This is a genomic window from Pseudokineococcus marinus (genome assembly GCF_013004605.1).
Classification (GTDB): Bacteria; Actinomycetota; Actinomycetes; order Actinomycetales; family Quadrisphaeraceae; genus Pseudokineococcus; species Pseudokineococcus marinus.
Genome location: NZ_JABEMA010000445.1, coordinates 1 through 1,856, shown reverse-complemented (window position 1 = coordinate 1,856; position 1,856 = coordinate 1). Strand labels below are relative to the sequence as shown.

2 protein-coding genes are annotated in these 1,856 nt (G+C 74.4%); one reads left to right on the top strand and one right to left on the bottom strand.

Annotated elements, in window-relative coordinates; genetic code table 11:
• Positions 1 to 414: MarR family winged helix-turn-helix transcriptional regulator (locus tag HLB09_RS16450; protein ID WP_171204379.1), on the bottom strand; the 414-nt coding region annotated here is incomplete at its 3' end.
• Positions 415 to 598: 184 nt separating this feature from the next.
• Here HLB09_RS16450 and HLB09_RS16445 point away from each other — a divergent pair.
• Positions 599 to 1,600 (top strand): bacteriorhodopsin, encoded by a 1,002-nt coding sequence (locus tag HLB09_RS16445; protein WP_171204378.1) that lies wholly within the window; start codon positions 599 to 601, stop codon positions 1,598 to 1,600.
• The last annotated feature ends 256 nt before the right edge of the window (positions 1,601 to 1,856 follow it).

Below are 1,856 nucleotides of genomic sequence, written 5' to 3'. Positions count from 1 at the left end.
GGCGAGCCCGCGCCGCAGCGCCTCGCGGTCCCCCTCCGCCATGCCGGCCGTGGCCGTCTCAAGCGCGGCCGTCACCGCGGCGGTGGAGCGCTGGACGGCGCGGCGGCCGGCTCCCGTGAGGGACACGTCGACCTCCCGGCGGCTGGCGCGGGCCTGGCGACGGCTCACGAGGCCGAGCGCGACGAGGCGGTCGACGAGCCGGCTGGCGCTCGACGCGACGACGCCGAGCGCCTCCGCGAGGTCGCTGACACGAGCGCGGCCACCGCTGGCCGAGAGCACTTCGAGGCAGCGCAGCTGCACGGGCGTCAGCGCGTCCGGCGCGGACGCGACCGCGGTGCGCACGAGGTCCACCAGCACGTGCGAGAGCTCCTCCCAGTCGGGTCCGGCGACCGGATCATCTCCTGGATCGGACACGGCACCCCCTCAAGAGGTCGAGGGTGCCAGACCGGCGTCCGACCCCTGCGGTCGGAGGGCTGCCGAGACCGTCCCCTGAAGCAAATGTTGCATGGGAGCAAAGGTTGCACCACGGTGATGACGCGACGGGCACCACGGCCGTCGACCGGCACGGCAGACGTCCTCCACCGAATCGAGAGCACCCATGAGCACAGCCCACGCGCTGCTGGCGAGCGGGACCTTCACCGGCACCTCGACCTTCTCCGCCTGGCAGTACGACCTCGTCCTCTACTCCTTCGCCGTCTCGATGTTCGCGCTGTTCGCGGGCGGCCTCTACGCCGTCGCCACGCGCAGCGACGTCTCGAAGCGCTACCGGCCGGCGAGCATCGCCTCGGCCTGCATCTGCTGGGTCGCGGCCCTCGCCTACGGCCTGCTCGTCATCACGTGGCTGACCCACTTCACCGCCACGGCCGACGGCGCGTCCTTCGTCCCCGACCCGGGCACGAACGTCACGGGCCTGCGCTACATGGACTGGTCGGTCACCGTGCCGATCCTCACGGCCGAGCTCTTCGCCGTCTGCACCCTGGCCCGTCGCAGCAGCGCCTGGTGGCGCTTCGGCGCGATGGCCAGCGCCTTCCTCATGATCGTCACCGGCTACTTCGGCGCCATCACGCTGGGCGGCGGCGACCCCACCGCTCCCCTGCTCGTCTGGGGCGCGATCTCCACGGTCTTCTTCATCGCGCTGTACGTCTTCATGTACCGGCCCTACGCGCAGACGCGCCGCGAGATCGGCGCCGAGGCGGGCACCAGCCTGCGCAACGCCGTCATCCTGCTCTTCAGCGTCTTCGGCGCCTACCCGCTGCTGTACCTCGTGCCGCTGTGGGCGGGCGCGGACAGCGCCGGCTGGGCCGTGACCGTCCAGGTCGTCTTCTGCGCCGCGGACATCACGGCGAAGGTCGGCTTCGGCGTCCTCATCCACAAGGTCGCCAAGCTGCGCACGGCGGAGGACGCGCGCACCCCGGAGGCCCAGCTCCCCGACCTCTACCCCTCCGAGGTCTTCGTCTCGGGCGAGCTCGTGTCCCTGCCCGCCGAGCCGGCCCTCGCCGGTGCGGGCACCGCCGCGACGTCGGTCGCCGCGGGCAGCAACGGCCACGTCCCCGAGCACGCGGCTCCCGCGGGCGGCCCGCGCCGGCCTCGCCGAGGCTGACGTCGTGGCGACGACCTCCCCCCGGCCCTCCCTGCGGCGCACCGCGCCGCGGGGAGGGGCGGGACTGCCGGCAGGGCCGGACGCGCTCGGTGCGCTCCCCCGCCTCTCCGGACCGCTCCGCACCGGGGTCGTCGCCGTGCTGCTCGTCGGTCGCGTGGCGCCCAGCACGCCGCCCACCACCGCGCCCAGGAGGGCGCCGACGAGGACGAGCGCGAGCGCCACGAGCGGGGCCCCGGGTCGGGGGGCGGACGGTCGG